Below are 3,050 nucleotides of genomic sequence, written 5' to 3'. Positions count from 1 at the left end.
TAGCGTACAACATCCACTGCCCGTAAAATGTGGAGGTGATGTGATATCGTCGCAGGGTGGCGATCCAGGAGCTGTGCAAGCTGACCCACAGTCTTCGGCCCTTCATCCAGTAGCTTCACAATCTGATACCTGATGGGAACCCCCAGCTCCCTCATGAGCCTGGACGCCCGATAATCCTTTTCTCTCATTGCTGCATTCCTTTCACATTACCCATGTCGGCTGAATTATATGTTGACATGTTGACAATTGTCAACATGTCAAACAATCAAGAACCTGGGGAGGCTAGCCAGTCTGGGGAGTTAGAATGGAGCCGGTTCATTTCCTCGAGAAGCCGATTGGTCTCGTTTTTTTGCTCCATTTTCCGCGTTTTTCCATTTCAATGGCCTTTCTGAAGTCAGACATGCTGACCTTGGCTTTTTGGCCGCGGCAGAGCGCGAATCTCGTGGCATTTAGAAGAACATTCTTTATCTCTCCGCCTGTGAGATCCTCCCTGGCAAGTTCCTCAAACTCTAAGCCCTGCGCAAGCGGAAGTTGCTTTGGGACAATCTTCTTCCAAATCCTTTCCCTCATCTTTTTGTCGGGCTTGAGGAACTCCACCTTGATTGCTATGCGCCGCTCAAGGGCGCTGTCAAGCGTGAACTGCCGGTTCGTTGCGAGGATGCACAGCCCTTCGAATCTCTCAATCTCCTGAAGAAGTACATTCACATCACGGACTTCCCAGGCCCGCACGCCTCTGCTCCGGTCGAAGAACATGGCGTCCGCCTCATCCCAGAAGAGAACAGCCTCTGCCTCCTTGGCTTCCTGAAATATTCGTACGATGTTCTTTTCTGTCTGGCCGACAAAGGCGTCTTGAATTTCGGAGTAGTTGACAGCAATGATGCGCTTGCCCAGTTCGTGTGCAAGTGCTTCTGCAGCCGCTGTCTTACCAGTTCCCGGCTGCCCCCAGAAAAGAAGGCTCACTCCGGTCCCGTACGGAATGCTGCGCTCAAGTCCCCAGTCTTTTAGTAAGACATCTCTGTGCCTGAACTGCGCCTCCGCGAGAAGCAGGGCTTCCATCGTTTCGGGATAGAGTACGAGCTGGTCTAGCGTCATGAGAGGTTCACGCGCTGCGGAACTTGACTTGCGTCCGCGCTTTATCTTCAGCCTCTCTACGAGTTTGCCAGTCAGCTCAAACTCGCAGTCCTTCAGTACTTCCTCATCATCAAGAGCAGGATTGTCGTCGCGACCTCCGCAGACCTGAATATACCCGTCCTTTCGAAGGGGCCTGTTTCCCTTAAGAAGTCTCAGGTTGCGTCTCACTTCTGGTAAGTCCTTGCTGACGGCGTGCGTAAGACCGTTGCCCGTAAAAAGGTCGCTACTACGGTGTAGAAAACGGAGCTCCTTCCCTATTAGAGCAAGTATGATTAGTTTCTCCTGAGGCTTTGGTAGTTCGCAAAAGACTCTGCTGAGCGGCCAGTTCCGGTGCTTCCTGAGCGTTTTCTCAAGCGTCTTCATGTGGCGTTCCAGCTCACGGTCGCCGCGTTCCGTTCTGTATGTTGGCTTTAACCGCCACGGCCGAGGAAGAGGAATAGGGTTAAGATCGTCGTCCCAGTTGGACTCAAGACATTTCACGATGATAAAGGTCGCGTAAAGCAGTTCCTCATGACTTCTTACCGTCCATATGCCCTCTGCAGAAGGGTTCTTCTCGTAAAGAGGTGAAAGAAAATCCACAGAAATCTCTATCTCCCTGCTCGCAAGGTTGTTTTCGGGTCCCACTTCTACAAGTCCGGACGAAATGAGCCTGGATCTGCTCGAGACCGCCCGAATAACATCAATACTTGTATGGCTCTTGGTTCGTAGCACCTCCTGGAGTTCTGCGATCTGGATTCCGTCAAGACCTCTCCGCATGATTCTGCGGCCCATACCGAGAGTTGAAACAGCCAGAAAGAGCAGGATCTCTCTTTCGAGCCTGTTCAAGTGACGCTCCTTGAATGTCTTCACGATATGAATCTTGTATGAAGATGCCTTGATTGCTTTGTGTAGCCTGCGTGACATTTCACGCTCAAGAGTAAGGAACTCCTCGTATGAATCCCTCTCTTCCTGCCCGACCATCTCTCTGCGCAAATCAAACAGTATTCGCGCGGCATCAAGAATCCGGCTATCATCCTTAAAAGGACGTGCTTCCCCCTTGCAGAAACGCTCAGCCTCGAACCTCGCGCCACCACACTTCTTAGGCCTCACTCGCGCCATGACTGCCTCCTTGTATGCTGTTGGTCAACCCCATTCTCTAATCCTTCAGCCGGTTCAAAACGGGGAATTCCCCAATACTATTGAATCTGGGCGCATGGTAGCACACCCACTGGGACATCACATGACCCACTATTAAACAAATTTCAATGACCAAGCACCAAACTACAAACAAATGACGGTTCGAGCTTGTAATTTGGAGCTTGCCTTTCATTTGGTGCTTGGAATTTGATTTCAGGGTGATATTATCCATTTCAGTGGGCCTTATTACGTCCCACTGATGTTTCCATAATGGAGGTGCATGAAAATGGGATTTTATCAGGCGCAGCATCACCGGCTGATTGAACTCGACAGTTCGATCCGCTCGGGCAGGTATCCCAATTGCACAACATTCGCCAAGAAGTGGGAATGTTCGCGAAGAACAGTCCAGAGAGACATTACCTACCTGAGATACAGTCTCGGTGCTCCCATTGAATACGACCGCGACCGCAGGGGATACTACTATACTGACCCTTCCTGGACACTCACGGAGATGAAACTGACAGAAGCCGAACTCTTTCTACTCCTCGTTGCGGTGCGGATGGCCGAACAGTTCAGGGGAACGCCCCTTGCGCAGAACCTTGACAGCATCTTTCAGAAGATTAGATCTATTCTAACCGATGAGGTCACGGTTGACCCGTCGTATTTCACAACACAGTTGGTGTCGTTTCACGGACATCCAACCCGGGAGATTTCACAGAAGGTTTGGGTGAAGATGTTAAAAGGATTACGGACCAAAAGGGTTATCCGCATTGCCTATGCGAAGCCGGACGGCAAAGATGCTG

At 50.9% G+C, this 3,050-nt stretch carries 3 protein-coding genes; 1 reads left to right on the top strand and 2 read right to left on the bottom strand.

The window, feature by feature from the left end; genetic code table 11:
• Both E3J62_10375 and E3J62_10370 read right to left on the bottom strand, forming a co-directional pair.
• A partial coding sequence (locus E3J62_10375; GenBank protein TET44440.1) for an ArsR family transcriptional regulator occupies window positions 1-188 on the bottom strand: 188 nt, incomplete at its 3' end.
• Between the two features lie 127 nt (window positions 189-315).
• Window positions 316-2,229, bottom strand: a complete 1,914-nt coding sequence (locus E3J62_10370) for an ATP-binding protein (GenBank protein ID TET44439.1) — start codon at window positions 2,227-2,229, stop codon at window positions 316-318.
• A gap of 298 nt (window positions 2,230-2,527) precedes the next feature.
• On the opposite strand from E3J62_10370, the gene E3J62_10365 reads away from it, so the two are divergent.
• On the top strand, window positions 2,528-3,050 hold a 523-nt coding region (locus E3J62_10365; protein TET44438.1), incomplete at its 3' end, for an HTH domain-containing protein.

Source organism: candidate division TA06 bacterium (assembly GCA_004376575.1).
Taxonomy (GTDB): Bacteria; Hydrothermota; DG-26; order E44-bin18; family E44-bin18; genus E44-bin18.
Note: the sequence above shows the minus strand (reverse complement) of the source record. Positions and strands in the feature narration are given on the sequence as shown.

Coding starts and splice junctions, on each gene's coding strand:
- E3J62_10370 (TET44439.1), bottom strand. CDS start 2,229: ATGGCGCGAGTGAGGCCTAAGAAGTGTGGTGGCGCGAGGTTCGAGGCT.